This is a genomic window from Arthrobacter sp. TJ-217 (assembly GCF_058269255.1).
Window position 1 is genome coordinate 195,824 of the sequence record NZ_JBZCNJ010000008.1, and the last position, 19,159, is coordinate 214,982.

General features: G+C 63.5%; 19 protein-coding genes. 15 read left to right on the top strand and 4 right to left on the bottom strand.

The features are described 5' to 3' along the window. Positions 1-487: 487 nt before the first annotated feature. On the top strand, positions 488-1,453 hold the full coding sequence (locus AC4D2R_RS14915; RefSeq protein ID WP_490940910.1) for an ABC transporter ATP-binding protein: 966 nt from the start codon (positions 488-490) through the stop codon (positions 1,451-1,453). Further along, a complete protein-coding gene (locus AC4D2R_RS14920) occupies positions 1,450-2,325 on the top strand; it encodes an ABC-2 transporter permease (protein WP_490940911.1) in 876 nt (291 codons plus the stop codon). Before AC4D2R_RS14915 ends, AC4D2R_RS14920 begins: the two co-directional genes overlap by 4 nt. Positions 2,326-2,484: 159 nt before the next feature. Here AC4D2R_RS14920 and AC4D2R_RS14925 read toward each other — a convergent pair whose 3' ends face one another. Next, on the bottom strand, positions 2,485-3,162 hold the full coding sequence (locus tag AC4D2R_RS14925; RefSeq protein WP_490940912.1) for a TetR/AcrR family transcriptional regulator: 678 nt from the start codon (positions 3,160-3,162) through the stop codon (positions 2,485-2,487). A gap of 373 nt (positions 3,163-3,535) precedes the next feature. On the opposite strand from AC4D2R_RS14925, the gene AC4D2R_RS14930 reads away from it, so the two are divergent. Beyond that, entirely contained in the window at positions 3,536-4,516 is a 981-nt protein-coding gene (locus AC4D2R_RS14930; RefSeq protein ID WP_490940913.1) for a CPBP family intramembrane glutamic endopeptidase, read from the top strand. 185 nt (positions 4,517-4,701) lie between these two features. Here AC4D2R_RS14930 and AC4D2R_RS14935 read toward each other — a convergent pair whose 3' ends face one another. Continuing rightward, positions 4,702-5,118 (bottom strand): nuclear transport factor 2 family protein, encoded by a 417-nt coding sequence (locus AC4D2R_RS14935; protein ID WP_490940914.1) that lies wholly within the window; start codon positions 5,116-5,118, stop codon positions 4,702-4,704. Positions 5,119-5,214: 96 nt separating this feature from the next. On the opposite strand from AC4D2R_RS14935, the gene AC4D2R_RS14940 reads away from it, so the two are divergent. From AC4D2R_RS14940 to AC4D2R_RS14950, 3 genes are all read left to right on the top strand, one after another. After that, a complete protein-coding gene (locus AC4D2R_RS14940; protein WP_490940915.1) occupies positions 5,215-5,460 on the top strand; it encodes a recombinase family protein in 246 nt (81 codons plus the stop codon). A gap of 170 nt (positions 5,461-5,630) precedes the next feature. Continuing rightward, complete coding sequence (locus AC4D2R_RS14945; protein ID WP_490940916.1) at positions 5,631-6,632, top strand: TerC family protein; 1,002 nt, start codon at positions 5,631-5,633, stop codon at positions 6,630-6,632. Between the two features lie 620 nt (positions 6,633-7,252). Beyond that, positions 7,253-8,599, top strand: coding sequence for a nuclear transport factor 2 family protein (locus AC4D2R_RS14950; protein ID WP_490940943.1), 1,347 nt, complete (start codon positions 7,253-7,255; stop codon positions 8,597-8,599). On the opposite strand, the gene AC4D2R_RS14955 is transcribed toward AC4D2R_RS14950, so the two are convergent. Together AC4D2R_RS14955 and AC4D2R_RS14960 are read right to left on the bottom strand one after the other, a co-directional pair. Continuing rightward, positions 8,588-9,148 (bottom strand): TetR/AcrR family transcriptional regulator, encoded by a 561-nt coding sequence (locus AC4D2R_RS14955; protein WP_490940917.1) that lies wholly within the window; start codon positions 9,146-9,148, stop codon positions 8,588-8,590. The genes AC4D2R_RS14950 and AC4D2R_RS14955 overlap by 12 nt on opposite strands. 824 nt (positions 9,149-9,972) lie before the next feature. After that, entirely contained in the window at positions 9,973-10,503 is a 531-nt protein-coding gene (locus tag AC4D2R_RS14960) for a CGNR zinc finger domain-containing protein (RefSeq protein ID WP_490940918.1), read from the bottom strand. A 90-nt stretch (positions 10,504-10,593) separates the two neighbouring features. Here AC4D2R_RS14960 and AC4D2R_RS14965 point away from each other — a divergent pair, with 90 nt between their 5' ends. From AC4D2R_RS14965 to AC4D2R_RS15005, 9 genes are all read left to right on the top strand, one after another. Then, complete coding sequence (locus AC4D2R_RS14965; protein WP_490940919.1) at positions 10,594-11,454, top strand: alpha/beta fold hydrolase; 861 nt, start codon at positions 10,594-10,596, stop codon at positions 11,452-11,454. Between the two features lie 286 nt (positions 11,455-11,740). Then, complete coding sequence (locus AC4D2R_RS14970; protein ID WP_490940920.1) at positions 11,741-12,298, top strand: small multidrug efflux protein; 558 nt, start codon at positions 11,741-11,743, stop codon at positions 12,296-12,298. A 46-nt stretch (positions 12,299-12,344) separates the two neighbouring features. After that, positions 12,345-13,025 (top strand): NAD(P)H-binding protein, encoded by a 681-nt coding sequence (locus AC4D2R_RS14975; RefSeq protein ID WP_490940921.1) that lies wholly within the window; start codon positions 12,345-12,347, stop codon positions 13,023-13,025. Positions 13,026-13,041: 16 nt separating this feature from the next. Then, positions 13,042-13,896, top strand: coding sequence for a MerR family transcriptional regulator (locus AC4D2R_RS14980; protein WP_490940922.1), 855 nt, complete (start codon positions 13,042-13,044; stop codon positions 13,894-13,896). A 60-nt stretch (positions 13,897-13,956) separates the two neighbouring features. After that, entirely contained in the window at positions 13,957-14,919 is a 963-nt protein-coding gene (locus AC4D2R_RS14985) for a DUF5996 family protein (RefSeq protein WP_490940923.1), read from the top strand. 480 nt (positions 14,920-15,399) lie between these two features. Next, positions 15,400-15,993, top strand: coding sequence for a DUF8817 family protein (locus tag AC4D2R_RS14990; protein WP_490940924.1), 594 nt, complete (start codon positions 15,400-15,402; stop codon positions 15,991-15,993). A gap of 260 nt (positions 15,994-16,253) precedes the next feature. Continuing rightward, complete coding sequence (locus AC4D2R_RS14995; RefSeq protein WP_490940925.1) at positions 16,254-17,438, top strand: sensor histidine kinase; 1,185 nt, start codon at positions 16,254-16,256, stop codon at positions 17,436-17,438. A gap of 92 nt (positions 17,439-17,530) precedes the next feature. Further along, entirely contained in the window at positions 17,531-18,253 is a 723-nt protein-coding gene (locus AC4D2R_RS15000) for a response regulator (protein ID WP_490940944.1), read from the top strand. Positions 18,254-18,378: 125 nt separating this feature from the next. Next, on the top strand, positions 18,379-19,158 hold the full coding sequence (locus AC4D2R_RS15005; RefSeq protein ID WP_490940926.1) for an ABC transporter ATP-binding protein: 780 nt from the start codon (positions 18,379-18,381) through the stop codon (positions 19,156-19,158). Position 19,159: the final 1 nt, after the last annotated feature.

A 19,159-nucleotide genomic window follows, 5' to 3' on the forward strand; every position in this document is an offset into this window, starting at 1 on the left:
GGATGGCCATCGCGGACAGGCAGCCACTACAGGGAGATACTTCCTGTGCCTCAAGGAAAACGGGCGAATCGAGCAGTGCGCCGCCACCCACCACAATGTCGCAGGGACGGACGGGTGTGCCGTGATCCACCGATACAGCGTACTAGTACGCTGTGATAGTCTTGGTTGAGATTTCACCCGGCGTCGCCAAGCCATCCCGCAGGGCCCGGTGCAGTATCAGTGAGCACCAGGCATCCTCCCCTACTCCCGGGGTGGAACCTGTCGGTGCCGGGCATTCCAAGTTGACCCTGTTGTGTGAACACAGTTTCTGATAATTGCCGGGAACTGAAACGCCATGATCCCTTTCCGTTTCCGGAAACTTCACGACCCAGCTTGCCCACGTATCCGAGGACGACGATTTGACGAACGGACCCTCAGGTGGGAGCAGGCGGTGCCCAGACGTGCAGAAAAAGACATTCACTGCTACATCGATTAGAAGGATTGGCCCATGATCGAAGCCCAGACCCTTACGAAGCGCTATGGCGCAAAGACGGCGGTGGATTCCGTGTCGTTCACCGTCCAGCCGGGGAGGGTGACGGGATTCCTGGGCCCGAACGGTGCGGGGAAGTCCACCACGATGCGCATGATCATGGGGCTGGATAATCCCAGCGGTGGGCAGGTGGTCATCAACGGCCGGCCCTACGCGAAGCACAAGGCCCCGTTGCACGAGGTCGGAGCGCTGCTCGATGCCAAGGCGGTTCACACCAAGCGCTCGGCGTATAACCACCTCCGGGCGATGGCGGCCACCCATGGCATCCCGAACTCCCGGGTCAACGAGGTCATCGAGCTCACCGGGCTGGGCGCGGTCGCGAAAAAGCGTGTGGGTGGGTTCTCCTTGGGCATGGGTCAGCGCCTGGGCATCGCGGTGGCCCTGCTGGGCGATCCCCAGACGGTGATCCTGGACGAGCCGGTCAACGGTCTCGATCCCGAGGGCGTGCAGTGGGTCCGCCACCTCGCTAGGGACCTGGCCGCCGAGGGCCGCACGGTGTTTCTGTCCTCACACCTGATGTCCGAGATGGCCCTGACGGCCGATCACCTGATCGTGATCGGGCGCGGACGGATCATCGCCGACGCCCCGATCCAGGACATTATCGACGGTCAAAGCAAGGCCCGGGTCCGGGTCCGCGCAGACCGGCCGCAGGACCTGCTGAATCCCCTCGCCGGCGACGGCGTCAGCTCACAGCTCCTGGAACCGGAACTGATCGAGATCACCGGCGTCGACCCGCGCCGGATCGCCGAAACCGCCCAGCGGACCGGCGTCCTGGTCTACGAACTGACCCCCCTGCAGCTGTCCCTGGAGGACGCCTACATGCAGCTCACCCAGGCCGAGGTGGAATACCAGTCCCACAGCCTCTCCCCCACCGTCCCGGACACCACGCAGCTCACCATCCCCGTGGAAGGACACCGACCATGAGCGCACAGACAACCACATCGCCCTCACCAACCAGGCACGCCCCCCGGCCCCGCTCCGGCATCACCTTCTCCCGGGTGCTTCGATCCGAATGGATCAAGGTCACCACGGTGCGCTCGACCGTGATCCTGATCCTCTCGACCATTCTGGTCATGGTCGGTCTCGCCGTGCTGGCCGCCTGGGGATACACCCAGATCGCGCGGATCATGAATGACGGTGGCATGCCCGCCAACTTCCAGGCGCAGGGCCCCGGCGACCCCGCGTACGATGCGCTCACCACACCATCGTCCGGATTGATCTTCGGGCAATTGCTCATCGCCTCTCTGGCGGTGGTCCTGATCGCCTCCGAGTGGGCGACGGGAATGATCCGCTCCACCATGGTCGCGGTCCCCGGGCGCACCCCGGCGCTCCTGGCGAAGACGGCCGTCGTCGCAGCCGTCTCCTTCCTCGTGGGTCTGCTCAGCGCCCTGGTGTCCTACCTGATCACCCAGCCCATCCTTGGAAGCCAGGACATTGATTTCGCCCTCACCGAGGACGGCGTCCTGGCGAGCATCGTCAACACCGGCACGTTCCTCGCCCTCGTAGCGGTCATCTCAATATCCCTGGGAATACTGCTGCGCAACACCGCCGGCGGCGTGGTCACGGCCGTCGGAATCTTCTTCGTCCTGCCGGTCATCATGCAGCTGCTTTCGGGTCTGGCCGACTGGGTTCCCGACGCTGCACGTTTCCTGCCCGGGGACGCAGGCAACCAGATGGTCGCCGTGACGGCCGCCGAGGGAGCCCTGACCCAGTTCCAAGGCGGGCTTGTCATGGGCGCCTGGTCCCTGGCATTCCTCACCGCTGCCCTCATCGTCACCAGAAAGCGCGACGTCTAAGGAACCACCCCCTCCCCTGGCCAATGCCAGGGCCACCAACCCTCGGTGAGGGAACCACAGAGCGAACGCTGTGGAACCCTCACCGAGCCTGCGGCACCCTCTCCGCGGCGCGGGGGCCCGATTGGCGGTTGCTGCGCGGGCGACCTGGGCAGCACGGAGCTAGCGAGTGCTACCACCGTGGCCGGAGTCTTGTCCGGCCGGAACCCCCGTCGCTGCTGGCGTCTCGCCGGTACGGCCGGTTCCGAGCACCGCATCAACGGCGAGGTAAAGTGTGGCGGTTTCGGACTGCAGGAGCGATTCATTCGCCGGAAGGGCCCGCTCGTACGAGAGTCCATTGAGGACGGTGAGGAGAAACCGCGCCTGCGGTGTGTGATCGGCCCGTTGGACCGCACCCTCGCCCGCGAGGACTGTAAGCCAGTAGGTGACGCGGCGCAAAGATTGCCGCTCGATCCCCGCGTAGGCCGCGCGGAGGTCTGCGGTCTGTTCTGGCTTGATGAAGTTCGTATATACCGCTTCCCAGGCTTTGCGGGCTTCGGCTCCCACTCCGGTAGGAGCGAGGATTTGCCGCAGGCACGCCACCAGACGATCCCGGGCCGACAACGCAGGATCGCGGATCGGGTCCTCGGGAAAGAAGTGGTCGTAAATCCGCGCCAGCAGGGCGTCTTGGAGGGCATCCTGGGTGGGGAAGTGGAACCTCAGCGATCCGACACTCACCCCGGCACGCGCCGCGACCGCGCGCACGCTGAGGTGCGCCGCGGGGTTCTCGGCCATCATCGCCGCCGCGGCAGCAAGGACCTTCTCTCGTGAGCTGACGTTCCCGCCGTCGTGCGTCTCCATATATGCCTCCTGCTCCATGTTATCGATACATCGTGCTAGCCGGCGCCGCCAACGAAGGCACCACAGGATGAGCTGGCGAAGACCTATCGATAGATACACAACCCTCGACTATCACGCCGTACTAGTACGGCGTGATAGTGTGCGGTGGCGGTCTCGTTTGATGAGAACTCGGTGATTGGTTGAAGCACTTTTGTCATGCGGTTCGGTGATTTTGGCCGACACTATCTTGAGAGGAACACATGAGGGTCATACGGATGGACGATCTTCTCGTCGGGGATTCCGGCTCTGCTCCGAGCCGGAGGTCGCAAAGTGGTCACATGTGGGGGTGCCACCCCGCGGCGCCGCGCGCAGGTGCGGCCGAGTCGGTGGTCCTGTGAGCAGCGGCGCAGTCCCTCAGGACCGGCCACACTCCCTGCAGGAGCAGGGCGGCAAGAAGACCTCGGCCCCGATCCCCTCCCGGCCCTTTGGCGTGCATATCCGGATGCAGCGGTGGAAGTCTTTGATCGTCCTGATCGCGGCGCATGTGACTCTGCTCGTTGCGCAGATCGTGATCTTTCAGTTTGTGACGCTGATCGAAGGTCCTGCTGATCCACTGAAACCCGTGCTTACTCCGCTGACGATCCTTGCGGTCGGCCTCAGCACCGCCCTTGCCGCGCTGATCACAACAGCACTCATGGCCCGGTTGGCAAATATCCCGTGGCGGAGCCTGTTCCGCCATAACCGGTCGTTCGATTGGCGCCGCCTGCGCGTTTATCTCCTCGGTGCAGCCGTGCTGGTCGCGATCGGAGGCACTATCACCAGGCTGATCGCACCTGAGTCCACCGGCACGGGTGCCATCGAAATTGGGACCACCACACTCCTCCTCATTCTCGTGACTCTGGTAGCGATTCCGTTGCAGTCCGCAGGCGAGGAGGTGTTGTTCCGGGGAGCGGTCGTCCCGGCAGCCGGGTCGTGGTTCCGTGGCGTGCGCCCCGCAATTGCCTTCAGCATTATCGTCTCGGGGGTGTTGTTCGCCCTGGTTCACGTATCAGTGGAGCCGTGGTTCGTCAGTTATCTTTTTGTCTTCTCCGCCTGCACAGTGATCATGGGGCTCATCAGTGGAGGACTCGAAGCGGCGATCGCGTTCCATGTCGCCAATAACGTCGTCGCAGGTATCGTCAACGCCGTGTTCTCCGGCAACGGCACGAGCGCGCTCAACCGGGGCGTTGATTCCGGTCCCGGGCCGGCCATGATCATTCTGATGCTCATGAATGTCGCAGTCGTGATCATGGTATGGCTGATCGAACGTGCGAGACGTTCCCCAGAACGACCCGACTCCCCTACCGGCCGGTTAAACCACCAGGCCTCTCAATGACTGGACTGACTTCACGAGTGCCGTGCCCTTCAGCGATGGTCGCTCCGCCCTTATGAGCTAGGTCCACTACGCTTCAGTGTTCCTCGGGCTTGGTGCCGTAGGGACAGGCTCGTAAGTCCGCAACGCAGACGCGGTATGCGCCGCCAGGGTTTCGGTGCAGGTTTCTAGCGGTCAATTGCCGCCCATCAGAAGCCCTGGCCCTCCAGGGCAGCGAGGAAGACCTGCGGGTTCCAGTACTCGCGGTAGGTTGCGATCTCACCGCCGCGGAACGTCACGAAGGTCGCGTAGCGCATGGCGTAGGGGTTGCCGGTCCTCACGACCGTTCCTGCGACGCTCCACTCCATGACAACGACGTCGGGGTCGCCGGTCGTGTACATCGTCGTGGTGGGGAGCTCATGGACGTCAATCGTCTCAGGGTAGCCACGCAGGTACTCGTAAAGCGCCGCCCGGCCCTCGATGACCGACGGACTGCCTTCGGGTGCGAAGGGAAACTCGGCGACGACGTCCTCCGCGCACAAGTCGGTCCAGGCCTTCATGTCCTTCGACAGGAAGAGGTCGAGGCCGTGCTGCAAACGCTGCACGTTGGTCTGCTCATCGCTCATGACTTTGCTCCGCTCGATCTTTTCTCCTAAATGTGCTTGGAACGATACCGTTCCAAGCACATCTAGGGGGCAACATGTCGACCATGCTTACCGCGCGTGAAGTGGCGCAGAAGTCACTACAGCTTCTCCTGGCTAAGGATATGGAGGGCTACACCACCCTTTGGGGCCCTGCTGGCTCTGATCGATGACCTGGAGCACAGGGGAGTGCATTTCCGCAGCGTCACCGAAGGCATCAGCACCCCAGGTCCCATGGGCAAAGTGATGCTCACTGTCATGTCGGCCTTCGCCCAGATCGAGCGCAACCACAACAGGACCGGGGCAGTCCCGATTCATGCCGGTTAGGACGACGGGTTTGGGTGGGTTAGGGTTCTCCTATCAAGGGGAGTACTCCCGTCTGTGAGCGGCCCGTCAATACGGATGCACTGAGGCATCTCGGGTCGTGCGGTCCGGTATAGTCCGGGCGGAGGAGACCTTGGCGTATCTGTTCAACGCCTACCCTTGGGAGCATCCTTATGCAGATCACACCCCTGATCTGGCTCATCACGATCGCTGTGACGATCCTGTTTTTCGTCTACGAGTTCTTCGCCCACGTGCGTAAACCCCACGAGCCGTCCATCGCAGAATCGGCGCGCTGGTCGGCGTTCTACATCGGGCTCGCCCTGCTGTTCGGGGTCGGGATCGGCATGGTGTCCGGATGGACGTTCGGTGGTGAGTACTTCGCTGGATACCTCACCGAGAAGGCACTGTCGATCGACAACCTATTCGTCTTCCTCATCGTGATGGCCGGATTCGCGGTACCGAAGAAGTACCAGCAGAAGGTGCTGATGATCGGGATCATCATCGCCCTAATCCTGCGCGGCGGGTTCATCGCCATCGGAGCGACCCTGATCGAGAACTTCTCCTGGATCTTTTACATCTTCGGCGCTCTGCTGCTCGTCCTGGCCTACCGGCAAGCGTTCAGCAATCACGAGTCCAATCCGGCTAACGGTAAGTTCATGACACTGATCCGCCGGGTCCTACCCGTCACTGATGAGTATCACCAGGACAAACTCACCGTGGTGCAAGGCGGGAAGCGTTTCGTCACGCCCATGCTGTTGACCATCATTGCGATCGGCTTTGTGGACCTCATCTTCGCTGTCGATTCAATCCCCGCGATCTATGGACTGACCAACGAGGCCTACATCGTTTTCACCGCCAACGCGTTCGCGTTAATGGGTCTGCGTCAGCTATTTTTCCTCATCGGAGGGCTGCTCGAACGCCTGGTCTACCTCGCCCAGGGTCTGGCCGTCATCCTCGGGTTCATTGGTGTGAAACTCGTCTTCCACGCCCTGCACGTCAACGAGCTGCCCTTCATAAACGGTGGGGAACCGCTGCTCTGGGTACCCGAGATCCCCATCTGGTTCTCGCTGCTCTTCATCGCCGCCACCATTGTCGTAGCGACCGTCGCGAGTCTGCTCAAGACCCGCGGCGACGAAGACAAAGACGACCACGCACTGTCCACGGCAAACCGTTGATCACCGCCGGCCCACACGACCAGCACGAGGATTCCGAGATGAACGAGAAGACAACGTCCCGGGGGTGATGCCTCATATTCGACCTCACCAAGGTGTCTCGGAAAGCTTTAGCTTTCTGAGACACCTTCAGTGGCAGTCGACCGGAATCGGCGTTGCACTTGTGGTACCCCTGCGTCCAATTTCACCGTCCGAGTAAACGTCCATTCCGCAGCCCGGCGCCGTCGGCAGGCTCGTAACTCCTGGACAGCCCCAGTGCGGGACCGCTCATCGGACGAGTCCTGCAACGCCGACCGTGAAACCGGCCTCTGGGAAACCATCGAAAAACTCACCGCTGCCGGACACACTTCTCGGCCAATCTCGCTCAAGGGTCGGCACGTGCAGCCGAGGCCGCATTGCGTAGTAGGACCGTGAGGAGGTGAAGCCGCTAGCAGCCGCACCTGTTGCCACCAACCAGGTGCCTGGCCACCCCCCCTCCAAGAGCCACATCCGAGAATCGTCGCTCAGTCGATCTGCTGTAGACTACGTGAGTAAATACTCACTTACCCATTTTGGTTCGCCTTGGGTGTTTCATGAAGACCCGCGGACAGAACATGGTCCAGTGCAACGATGAGGAGATAGTAATGAATAGTCCTGCGGCAAACTCAGGCACCGTCCTTGTGACAGGTGCAACAGGTACGACGGGGAGTCGGGTGCTCAGGCTCCTTCTCCAAGCAGGAGTAGCGGCTCGGGGCGCAACCAGGTCCCCTGGCAGCAACCGTAATCTCGTGACGTTTGACTGGTCGGATCCGACGACGTACGCGGCTGCTAGCAAAGGGTGCAGTGCCCTCTATCTCGTTGCTCCTGTTGCCGAGCCTGCAGCGCTCGATCTGGTCAAAGCCTTCACTGCTGTCGCGAAGGCAAACGGAGTAAAACGGGTCGTTGTCCTAAGTTCTTCCTCGCTTCCGACCGATGATGAGTCCATCCGGCATCCTCTGATCGAGATCGCGCGGTACGTGCGCTCCGAGTTCGAACAGGTCGCCATCTTGCGGCCCTCCTGGTTCATGTCCAACATGATCGGCTCCACACCGCTTGCACGCGCCATTCGTGACCGCGCCGTCGTTGTCTCCGCTACCGGCGAGGCGAAGGTGGCGTTCATCGATCCAGACGACATCGCTGAGGTCGCCGTGAAGATACTGCAGGAGGACAAGGCAGCGTTCCCCGCCGGTGATCATGTCCTGACAGGGCCCAGCACCCATAGCTTCCGTGAGATGGCCTCGCTCATCTCGCGCGAAGTAAGCCACCAGGTATCTCATCTTGCCTTGGATATTGATGAGTTCGCATCCTTCCTGGTGGAAAGCGGTGTTCCCGCCATTCCTGCTCGGGAACTTGCCGCCTTGGACCGGGTTGTTGCCGCCGGCGCTGAGGATCGTGTCACAGACACCGTCGAACGGCTCCTCGGGCGCCCAGCTCATCAGCTCGAGCAGTACATCAGGTCACACTCCGATGAATTGCAGAACCGAGAAGGGGCAGGTCCCGACCAAGAGGCGGCACGCGATGCACTGTCAACGATGGCGTGGTTCGTTGACCGCCGGCAGTGGCAGGACCTCGAGGCTCTCTTCACACAGGAAGTCAGCCTCGATTACTCACGCGCCCGAGGCACAAGTTCGGTTATCAGCCGAACCGAACTTGTACAGAACTGGCGGGAACGTCTCGACCCGTTGGAAGCGTCACAGCATGTCCTCGGAGGCATTCGAGCCTCGGTGATTGGAGACGTTGCTCACGTCTCGGCAAATGTACTGGCTTATCTCCTTGCTCGCCCGACCGAAGGGGGAACCGGCGAACTTACAAAAAACGGAGGTCAGTGGGAAGTCGAAATGGTGGTCCGGGAAGGTAGTTGGAGAATTCAAAGCATGACGGCATCTCTGAGTTGGGCCGAGGGACGACAGGATGTCCTAGAGGGAGCACAGAGCCGCAGCTCACACGCCTGACCCTCGAAGACTGTCGGCCCAGGCACTCCTTTCTTCCGGGGTGGGATCCAACGCATTGACACTGTTGATGAGTTGACCAATGGCAAGATATTGCTGAATTTCTACGTCCGTCGCACCAAGGCGTCGACGTAGAAAATCGACTTGGTCGGAATAGCATTCAGCCACGGCCTGACGAAGCGCCGGCACGGAAGATGCGGCGGTCGCATGAAGCAGGACCATCGCCGCATTTCGATCAATCCCCGTACGCACAGCGCGTTCTCGCAATACATCACCTGCCGAGAACGGGTGTCCGGACGCCTCGAAGCCTTCAAGACTTTCCAGGATCCCTGCCCTTAAACGCAGCTTGACCTCGTCAAGGACCGCGACAAAGAGAGCCTCCTTGCTCGGCCAGATCTTGTAGAGGTAACCCTCAGACAAATTAGCTGCTGCAGCGATGGCGGCTGTCGTCGTGCCGTAATATCCACGAACACCGAATACCACAAGAGCTGCATCAATGATCTCGGCACGCCGTTCAGTGCTAGTGGACAATCGACGCGACTTGGCTTCCATTCTGGAAGGGTAGCAAGTGTGGGAGGCGATGCCCGCCATGCTGCTCAAGCTCGTGACTGTTGCAGATGGGGAACGGATTGCGGGCGGTGCCTGCGGCTTGTTTCTGGAGTTGATTAGTTCGTATGTTTACGTCAGCAGAGCGTTCGGAGCTGAAAGCAGAATTGATCACTCCAGCACGATAAGATCCGCGTATTGCCGGTGCCGCGTTAGCGGGTTCGGCCGCTCGGGACACTGAGGACGACTGGTCGGACATCGACTTGGTGCCCCAGCTCGCACCTCAGGCAGACGAGCCGAGCGTCGTGGAGGAACGACTCGCTCCATCGATGAACTGGGTCCTCGGGCAGACGTACTCGATGTCACTGCCACAGGAAGCTACCCGGGCTCAGCTGTACCGGCACGCGATATTCCCAAGTATGCGCAGCTCTGGCGCGAAGGAAGACTCCTTGTCGAGAAACTGATCGCCTCCCGAATCAGGCTCAAGGAAATCAACAAAGCCATGGACGAACTTGCCGACGGGCGTGCCATCAGACGAGTGATTTTTTTCGAACCGCCCAACGGTGCGGCCACGACAGCCGGCTGAGCAGAGCCCTGCGGGACCCGAGCCGCCAAGCTCTGGTCGGGGTTCTTGCCTGCCAACGCGTCGTGATCCTCCCCTAACCTTTGCTCTACGATGACTGGGTCTTCCTCAACGCCGGTGACAGAATTCCCGTCGCCCGTTGGGCAATGAGCCCCAGAGGAGCCACGGTCGACCAGGTGGCTGAGGACGCATTCTATTTTGGGTTTGGCTGGACCGGGGAACCGCGTGCCTCCATCCGGACCCCGCGTCAATGGGCGTCCGTGGCCCGGCTGGTCCGCTGGCGGCGGGCATGCGCGCGGGTTTTCATTCGGTTCCCGCACGTGGTCATCGAGCACCACCTACCGGTTCCCGGTCGACTGCGATCGATGAAGAACAGGTTGCAGTCGCTGTTCGCGCACGCCTTGAGCCGACCCGGTGTCGACTCAGCGAAGCGGGACCACGCCAGGGCCGCACGTGCTGCGAGTCGTTTCGGCGGATCCGCTTCCAGCCGCCACTGGATACCTGCCGGAGACGGCTCCGGCACGAGAGAGATATCGGAGAGCAACTCGGCCAGGCGCCCGGTCGCCCCTTCGGCCCCCCGGATGACGTCTTGAAGCACCTGCCTCATGAGCCGCAGATGCTGCAGCTCGGCATCGGAGCCGGCACCGCCGAACCTCACCGCAAATTCTCCGGCTGCTCCTGCATGGAGCTCCTCCGTGATCCGGCCGCTGACGGCGGGGGCGCTGTTCAGCAAGGCCAGGAGAAGGTCTTCGTCCGGGCCCGCGCTCTGTGAAACCATCCTCACCCTTTCGCGTTGCTCACCTGTAGAGGGTGTCAACGTTTGTGCTACATTTCCACTAACCAGTATAGACCATTTTAGGAGTTAGTCTTGGCTACAGTTCATCACCGCGTCGCCACAGTCAACGGTCTCAGCATGTTCTACCGGGAAGCCGGGCCGGTGGGTGCGCCCGTCCTGCTTCTCCTGCATGGATACCCGACCAGTTCCCACATGTTCCGGCACCTCATCCCCGCCCTGGCGGACGAGTATCACGTCATCGCGCCCGACCACATCGGCTTTGGACGCTCTTCGGCGCCGTCGGTGGATGAGTTTGAATACACCTTCGACTCGCTGGCGGACATAACGGCCGGGCTGTTGGCGGGCCTTGGCGTCACAAAGTACACCGTGTATACCCAGGACTACGGAGCACCGATCGCATGGCGGCTCGCGTTGGCCAACCCAGGGTCGATTGAAGGGGTCATCTCCCAGAACGGCAACGCCTATGAGGAAGGCTTCGTGCCGGACTTCTGGGCTCCCATCTGGGCGTATGGCGCCGACCCGTCCCCCGCGAATGAGCTCGCTCTGCGGCCGGCGCTCGAACGGGAAGCCGTGGAATGGCAGTACAAGCACGGGGTCCCCGATGTGACCACGATTGATCCGGACGCGTGGGAGCATGACCTCGCCCTTCTGGGCCGGGCAGGGATGGACCGGGTGCAGCTGGCTCTGTTCGGTGATTATCACACGAACCGTACGCTGTACCCGGCGGTTCATCAGTGGCTGCGTGAATCGCAGATTCCTGTCCTGGCGGTCTGGGGCGGGAACGACGAGATCTTCGGCCCGGACGGTGCCAAGGCGTTTCTCAGGGACGCCCCTCACGCCCAGGTGCAGCTGCTTGACGGAGGGCACTTCCTGCTGGAATCGAACCTCGACGAGGTCGCCCAGCTCATCCGCGGCTGGCGCGCTGAATTCTAGCGGCGTCGGCAGCGTGACACACACATACCGTGGCGGGTTCTGCGGTACCCTTCCGCTGCCTCGTCGATCCGTCCATCTGCGCTGCGCGGGGTGATGATAACGCAGGGGCTCCCGGAGTCCAACACCGTCCGCGGCTCCTGCAACGTGGGTTTGGTCACATGCCCTTGACTGTGTTGTTGGCACAGGGTCTTCAATGACGACGTCAGAACATTCAGGGCCTTCACACGACGGCCCGACCAGGCCGGCGGCGAGGGAACTCCCGGCCGGAAACGTAAGGAAGATAAGCATGGCTACTCTATTTGAAGGCCTCCAGGACTTCGTGAATCAGGTCCCGGAGGTCCTGCAGCCCCTCGGTGTGGGCCTTGTCGGGATGATCCCCTATGTCGAGGGCGAAGGCTCGGCGGCCCTGGGCATCATCGCGGGAGTCAACCCGATCATTGCAGGGATCGCCGGCGCCGTGGGCAATTTCCTGAGCGTCCTGGTGGTGGTGCTGCTCAGCTCGAGCCTCCGCCAGCAGGTCATCGCGCGGCGGGCAGGCCGCAGCGGACCCGGCGGCACCGTCCAGACGCTCGAGGCCCCGGGATCGACTCCGGGATCGACCCCGCGGTCGGCCCGGCAGGCCAAGGGCCAAACCCGCCTGCGGGGATGGCTGACCAGGTTCGGTGTGCCCGGGGCAAGCATGCTGGCGCCGCTGGCCCTTCCCACGCAACTGACCGCAGCGTTCTTCGTCGCCTCAGGGGTAAGCAAGCAGCGGGTGCTGCTGTGGCAGGCAATCGCCATCATCGTGTGGACCGCCGCGGTCGCCGCGGCCGCGACCGGAGTACTGGGCCTGCTCGGCTGGTAAGGCGTGCGACGGCCGGAGTCCGATATCTACGTTAGGGAGTGAGCCTGTGAAAGTCTTCATTATTGGTATCAGCGGTGCCGTGGGTGGGCTCCTTGCGGAACGTCTGCTTGAGAGGGGCAGCCAGGTATCCGGGCTAGTGCGCACCGAAGACCAGCAACGCCGATTGGAGGTACGCGGCGTCTCCACATATATCGGCGATCTGGCTGCCATGGATGCGGCAGCTCTGGCACCCCTCTTGAGCGGTGTTGATGCGGTTGTGTTCGCAGCGGGTTCCAATGGCGGCACGAAGGAAGAGACGGACGCTATCGACAGTGTCGCGGTCGACAAAAGTCTGGCCGCGGCGGAGCGTGCCGGCGTCAGACGATTCGCCCTCGTTTCGGTATTTCCGGAGGCCTGGCGTGAGCGGGACCTCAGCGACGACGAGGAATACTACTTCGCGGTCAAGAAGCTCGTGGACATCAAAGTCAGCCAAAGCGGCCTTGACTGGCTGATCCTCCGGCCATCCCTCCTGCAGGACCGCCCGGGCCAAGGGACGGTCTTCCTTGGCCCCGCGGCCGTGCATGAGGATATTTCAGGGGAGGATGTGGCAGAGGTTCTGACCGAACTCCTCCTTCAGCCGGAGGTGACCCGGCAGATTCTGGAAGTCACCAGCGGTCGGACGCCGATCGTCGATGCGGTCCGATCCGTCGTCCCGAACCCGCCAACGTCGGGGGAACTCCTTCCTTGAGCGTGTGGTGAGAACATTGAGTTCAATCGATCCGAGGCCGGATGACGAACCCGCCGTGGCGCGCATCGACAACCAACTGCCGAAAATGATCCAGGAGGGAGGGACAGGGATGGGTTGGAGTACACGGGAAATCGCCGATCTGGCGGGGACGACCGTAAATACCGTGCGTCACTATCATCAGATCGGACTTCTTGAGCAGCCGGACCGCATGTCCAACGGCTACAAGCAATACCAGGTCAGACACCTCGTTCGCCTCCTGAGGATCAGACGCCTGCGCGACCTCGGCGTCCCGCTCGACCAGATCGACCAGGTCGCCGTCGATGGCGAGTCGTCGACCGAGGCACTGCGCGCCATCGACAGCGACCTCCGGTTGAGCATCGAGCGGCTGCAGCGCGCCAGGGCCGAGATCCAGGCAATCCTTCACGGATCGTCGGTGACGGACGTTCCCCCGGGATTCGAGGACGTTGCAGCCCGAATGTCGGAGGCGGACCGGTCCCTGGTGCTGATCTACTCCCAGCTCTACAGCGAAGAGGCGATGAGTGACCTGCGGGACATGCAGGAGGCGGACCCGGATGAGCTGAGCGCAGACCTCGATGCGCTGGCACCCGACGCGGACGAGAGTGTGCGCCAGGAACTCGCCGAACGCTACGCGCCCACGCTGGCCAAGACACTCAAGGACTATCCCTGGCTGAGCGACCCGAAAGATCACGTGACCAAAAGCGCTGAAGTGACTCAGGACACCGTTGTCGAGGCCATCCAGGCACTCTACAATCCCGCACAGCGGGACGTTATCGTCCGCGCCAGCATCATCGCCAACGGCCTTTTGCGCAGCGCAGATCCCCCTGCAGAAGGCCAAGAGCCCACGCCCTAAGACCGAAACGCTTGTCTACGAAGGACGGGAACCAAGATGCACAACGACATAACGAAACCTATGCTGCACACTGATGAGGCGGGTCCTGCGTCGAGTTCGACGGCCGAGGGATGGCCTGCGCTGCGCGTGGCCGATTGGCAGGACACGCAGTCCACTTTGCACATGTGGCTGCAGGTTGTCGGCAAGATCCGGATGGCGCATGCGCCGCTCGTCAATCACTGGTGGCAGGTGCCGCTGTACGTGACGCCGCGGGGCCTCGGCACGTCGTCGATACCGTATGGAAACGGCATGTTCGACATCGAGTTCGACGTCGTCTCGCACCGCCTGCTGGTGCGCAGCAGCTCCGGTGAGGACCGCAGCGTGCCCCTCGAGCCGCAGTCCGTCGCGCAGTTTCACGAGCGGACCATGGCGGCGCTGGCGGCGCTCGGGATCGAGGCGCCTATTCGCCCCGTCCCCACCGAGGTGGATCCCGCCGTCCCGTTCGCCGCGGACCACGCCAACACCGCCTACGACGCGGAGGCCGTCACCGCCTACTGGCGCCAGCTGATCCAGGCCGAGCGCGTCATCACCCGTTTCAGGACCGAGTTCCTCGGGAAGGTCAGCCCGGTGCACTACTTCTGGGGCGCCATGGACCTCGCCTGCACGCGCTTTTCGGGCAGGCCCGCGCCCACGCACCCGGGCGGCGCCCCGAACTGCCCCGACTGGGTCATGGAGGAGGGGTACTCCCACGAACTCTCCAGCTGCGGCTTCTGGGCCGGCGGCGGCGAGGAAGGAGCTTTCTACTCCTACGCCTATCCCGAGCCGGAGGGGTACCGGGACGCACCCATCGGCGTCGAAGGGGCGCTCTACAGCGACGAATTCCGCCAGTTCCTGCTGCCCTACGAGGCCGTGCGGACGGCGGCGGACCCCGACGCCACCTTGCTCGAGTTCTTGCGCGCCACCTACCGTGCCGCGGCGACCACCGGGTCCTGGGACGCGGACCTCCTCGTCGACCCGTACCGGCTCGACAGGCACACCCAATAGGAAAGCAACCCCAGCAGAGCATTGATTTCGTTCCACGATGGGTAGCTTCTAGTGGCTACCCTTGTTAGCCTCCGCTCGCTGTCGAGCGCAGTGTCTGCCGTGCCTGACTCCCAAATTGGGCGGGTGATGATCCAACCACGCGGCGGAAGGCGGTGCTGAACGCGCTTTCCGCGACAACGTCCGCATGCTCAGCGGCGCGACGATTCTAGTTCGACGGTTTCGATGGACGGGGCCTAGATGGGTCGGGCCACCACCATCGATGTTCCCGTGAAGGGACGTCGGCCTGCAGCATGTCCCACCCCGGCAGCAGCGCACGAAGCGACGAGGAACGCTTTCCATCGTGCAGCAGGGTCACGAGCGTCGCAGCGTCATCCATGTCTATGCGGTCCACGCCGTTCAGGCTAGCGCGCTTCGACCCGCCACCGCCTCGGGAGCAATCACCGTCTGGATCGTCGACTCGCACCCGCGTAAAGTGCTGACGTGTCTTACCCCCGCACGATCCCCCTGCTGCCTTGCGCCGACATCGACGAAATCGAACCATTTTTCGCCGCCCTGGGCTTCCGCACCACCTACCGCCAACTTCGACCGAACCCGGCCCTCTGCCTCAACGGTCACGGGTTCGACCTGCAGTACTACGGACTGGACGGCCACACACCAGAGGCCTCGCACAGCTCCTGCCTCGTCATCGTCGACGACACGGGCCCGATCTGGGAGGAGTTCGCAGCAGGACTCCGCGAGGCGTACGGAAAACTGCCGATCAAGGGCTTCCCGAGGATCACACGGCCGCGCGCCCGCAAGAACGCCGGCGGGCTGAGCGGATTCAGTCTCGTCGACCCGGCTGGCAACTGGCTTCGCTTCTTCCGCGACGGGGTCGCGGAGACCTCGCCTCCCGAGCTCAGCCGGTTGGGCGAGGCGGTTCAGAACGCGGTCGTCCTCGCTGACAGCAAGGGGGACGTGGCTCAGGCCGCCAAGGTCCTCCAGGGTGCGCTCAAGCGCGCATCCGCTGACGATCCGGCGCAAGGCGAAGCTCGAAGCTTCATCGACGAGCTGACCGAGCGCCTGTCGGACGGCTGAGACCGGGCCGGGACTCCGGTTTGCGCCTGGCTGGTTAGCCAATCCCGGTCTCCGAGCGAATCCGGCCGGGTATGCCGGATCTGCTCTGGGGTTGCTCAGATCAGCGCCGCGGTTCAGGGCAAATCAGCAGCGGGTTCAGCTGCAGCCACTGCCCAGAGCGGCTCGGGGGTGATTGGGACTTCCGGAATGCATCAGCCGGTGAGGAAGGTCCTCCCTGGGTCGGATGTGGTGGCGGCAGCGTCACGTTTAGAGTGATTCTCATGGACTTCCATCTCCGGCTCGCGCGCTGGGTGCGCGCGCATCCGGGCACGGTCGACACCGGCCTCGCTCTGATCCTCCTTGTCGTTTTGGCCGCCCCGATCGCAGGGGCCGGAATTCCACTGCTCGTAGCTCTGACGGCGGCCTTGGTGGTTCCGCTGGCCTGGCGCCGCTCCCGGATGCTACTTTCTGCGGGCATCATCGCCGGAGTCTCGGTGCTGCAGCTGATTGCGGGGATTCCGGCGGTACCGGCGCAGATTGTCATCCTTATCACTGTCTACACTTTGGCCGCCTACGCCCCCCGGTGGGCAGGTCTGGCCGGGCTGGGGTCCGCCCTGGTGGGGTCCGCACTGGGGTTCCAGTCGTCATACGGGCCGCTCTTTGGGCCCAGTTACGCAGGGCCGGTGCCGACGGTCCCGCCCGTGTTCATCATCGGTTCCGTCGTATTGCTGGCTTGGACGATGGGGGATCTCGCCCGGTCGCGGCGGCTGACGTACCAGGCGTTGGAGGACAGGGCCCGGCGCCTGGAGGTCGAGCGCCAGCAGGAGCGCGACCTGGCGGCAGCGGACGAGCGCAGCCATATCGCCCGCGAGATGCACGACATCGTCGCCCATTCCCTGTCGGTGATCATCACCCAGGCCGATGGCGCACGCTATGCCAGTGTGCAGGCACCGGACGTCGCGGCAAAGACGCTGGGCACCATCGCCGACACGGGGCGGGGCTCCCTCCGCGAGATGAGGCGCCTGCTCGGTGTCCTTCGCGGTGACGAGAACGCCTCAACGCGCCCGCTTCCTACGCTCGACGACATCGATGCCCTCGTTCACTCGGTCGGCCGGGCAGGAGTCAGTGTCTCCTACCGCCGCATCGGAACGCCCCGCCGGCCGCTTCCCCTTGGTGCGGAACTGACCGCCTACCGGGTGGTCCAGGAAGCCCTCACCAATGTGCTCAAGCATGCGGGGGCCAACACGACCACCGCGGTCACCCTCGAGTACGGTCCGCGCGGGCTCACCATCACGGTCGACGACGACGGCCGGGGAGCAGCATCTGACCCGTCCACCGCGGGAGCCGGGCTGGGCATCACCGGCATGACCGAACGCGTGCGCCTCTACGACGGCACCGTCTCGGCGGCACCACGCTCCGGCGGGGGCTACCGGGTCGAGGCCTTCATCCCGTACACCCAGGCCTGAGCTGCCTCCAACATCCGGACAACACCCAGGACAACCGATCCAAGGAAAGCAGAACCACAGTGGACATCACCGCAGGGACAATCCCGCCGACAATCCCGTCCGGGGCTGGTCCGGCGGCCGAACCCATCCGGGTCGCCATCGTCGATGACCAGCATCTGGTGCGCAGCGGATTCGCCATGCTCATCAATTCCCAGCCTGACCTTGAGGTCGTTGGTGAGGCCGCCAACGGGCAGGAGGCGCTCAGGACACGCGCCGTAACCGGTGCCGATGTCATCATGATGGACGTACGCATGCCCGGCATGGACGGCATTGAAGCCACCCGGCGCATCCTGGCGGACTCCGGCACCGCTGCCGGCGGGGCAGCCGGTGCTGTCCTGCCCCGCATTGTGGTGCTGACGACGTTCGACCTCGATGAATACGCGCTCTCGGCGATCCAGGCAGGCGCCAGCGGTTTCCTGCTCAAGGACGCCCCGCCGGAGGAGCTGCTCGAGGCGATCCGGACGGTGCACCGGGGCGACGCGGTCATCGCACCTTCGACCACGCGCCGCCTGCTCGATCACGTGGCACCGATGCTGCGCAGGCCTTCCCCGGCCCAGGATGTGCACGCCGCCGCGGTGGCCCGGCTGACCCCGCGGGAGCACGAGGTCTTCGAACTGATCGCCCAGGGGCTTTCCAATCCGGAGATCGCCCTGAAGCTTTTCCTTTCGGAGGCCACGGTGAAGACCCATGTGGGCCGGATCCTTGCGAAACTCGAAGCCCGCGACCGCGTGCAGGCCGTGGTGATCGCCTACGAAACGGGCATCGTCCGCCCCTGACCGGGGCCGGTTCCCGGCAGGTCACGGTCGGCGCCGGCCCTGTCATCCCCTGGTATGACCGTCTGCGCCGGAATCTCCGACCTGGCGCTGATTCCCCCGGCTGCCGTGATCCGTAGCGTGGAAGTATGACCATTTCCACCAATACACCAGGTGCCCCCGCGGGTGCTGCCTCGCCCACTCCTGCCAGTGCCGTCGTCGCCCGGGGTGTGTCCAAAAGCTATGGGCACGGCGGGACGGCCGTCCATGCCCTCCGTGATGTCTCCCTCGATTTCGGCCGGGAACGCTTCACCGCGATCATGGGCCCATCGGGATCGGGCAAGTCGACCCTCATGCACTGCCTGGCCGGTCTTGACAGCATCGACACCGGGCAGCTGTGGATCGGGGGGACCGAGATCACCGGACTCGCCGATGCGGAACTCACCCGCCTGCGCCGGGAGCGGGTCGGTTTCGTGTTCCAGGCCTTTAACCTGGTGCCGACCCTGACTGCCGAGCAGAACATCACCCTGCCGGTGGCCCTGGCCGGAGGGGTGGTGGACAGGGCCTGGCTGCAGCAGATTGCCTCTTCGCTGGGGTTGACCGACCGTCTCTCCCACCGTCCGCACGAGCTCTCCGGAGGCCAGCAGCAGCGCGTTGCCGTGGCACGGGCCCTGCTGACCCGCCCCGACGTCATCTTCGGAGACGAACCGACGGGAAACCTCGATACGGCCACGGGCGCCGAGGTGCTGTCCCTGCTGCGCCGCAGCTCCCGGGAAATGGGCCGAAGCATCATCATGGTCACCCACGACCCGGTCGCGGCATCCTACGCAGACCGGGTCGTCCTCATGAAGGACGGCGCACTGGTCGGCGAACTCGAGAAGTCAACCCCGGACGCTATCCTCGGTGCCCTCGCGAAGCTGGGGGCCTGAC

What these genes read in the sequence shown, in the direction of transcription:
- AC4D2R_RS14955 (WP_490940917.1), bottom strand. Translation starts at nt 9,148, where the DNA reads ATGGAAGCCAAGTCGCGTCGATTGTCCACTAGCACTGAACGGCGTGCC.
- AC4D2R_RS14950 (WP_490940943.1), top strand. Translation starts at nt 7,253, where the DNA reads ATGAATAGTCCTGCGGCAAACTCAGGCACCGTCCTTGTGACAGGTGCA.
- AC4D2R_RS14945 (WP_490940916.1), top strand. Translation starts at nt 5,631, where the DNA reads ATGCAGATCACACCCCTGATCTGGCTCATCACGATCGCTGTGACGATC.
- AC4D2R_RS14960 (WP_490940918.1), bottom strand. Translation starts at nt 10,503, where the DNA reads ATGGTTTCACAGAGCGCGGGCCCGGACGAAGACCTTCTCCTGGCCTTG.
- AC4D2R_RS14935 (WP_490940914.1), bottom strand. Translation starts at nt 5,118, where the DNA reads ATGAGCGATGAGCAGACCAACGTGCAGCGTTTGCAGCACGGCCTCGAC.
- AC4D2R_RS14970 (WP_490940920.1), top strand. Translation starts at nt 11,741, where the DNA reads ATGGCTACTCTATTTGAAGGCCTCCAGGACTTCGTGAATCAGGTCCCG.
- AC4D2R_RS14985 (WP_490940923.1), top strand. Translation starts at nt 13,957, where the DNA reads ATGCTGCACACTGATGAGGCGGGTCCTGCGTCGAGTTCGACGGCCGAG.
- AC4D2R_RS14915 (WP_490940910.1), top strand. Translation starts at nt 488, where the DNA reads ATGATCGAAGCCCAGACCCTTACGAAGCGCTATGGCGCAAAGACGGCG.
- AC4D2R_RS14920 (WP_490940911.1), top strand. Translation starts at nt 1,450, where the DNA reads ATGAGCGCACAGACAACCACATCGCCCTCACCAACCAGGCACGCCCCC.
- AC4D2R_RS14995 (WP_490940925.1), top strand. Translation starts at nt 16,254, where the DNA reads ATGGACTTCCATCTCCGGCTCGCGCGCTGGGTGCGCGCGCATCCGGGC.
- AC4D2R_RS15005 (WP_490940926.1), top strand. Translation starts at nt 18,379, where the DNA reads ATGACCATTTCCACCAATACACCAGGTGCCCCCGCGGGTGCTGCCTCG.
- AC4D2R_RS14925 (WP_490940912.1), bottom strand. Translation starts at nt 3,162, where the DNA reads ATGGAGACGCACGACGGCGGGAACGTCAGCTCACGAGAGAAGGTCCTT.